1 pseudogene is annotated in these 304 nt (G+C 66.1%); it reads right to left on the minus strand.

The annotated features are described in order from the left end of the window. Positions 1 to 304: pseudogene (locus tag IF06_RS0131845) on the minus strand (hypothetical protein); the annotation flags it as partial.

A 304-nucleotide genomic window follows, 5' to 3' on the forward strand; every position in this document is an offset into this window, starting at 1 on the left:
CTGCTGGAACAGGCCCTGCGAGTCGTGGTCGTTACGGTCACCGAGGTGGCCGAGGTTCTCCAGCTTCGACTCCTGCAACGCCGTGGCGATCGACACGACAGCGGCACGCTCGTCCATACCGGCCTTCTTCGTCGCCGCAATGATGGCCTTCACGTTGGCGGTCTGCTCGTCGTTCAGGTCGATACGCGACTGCTCACCCTGCACACCGTGCGGGATCAGCTTGTCACCCTGCACCGTGGCCGCAACCGGCTTGGTGTGGGTGGTGTCCGCCGCGTGCGCAGCCACCGGACCGGCGAACACGCCA

This window comes from Micromonospora globosa (assembly GCF_000717585.1).
Classification (GTDB): domain Bacteria; phylum Actinomycetota; class Actinomycetes; order Mycobacteriales; family Micromonosporaceae; genus Micromonospora; species Micromonospora aurantiaca.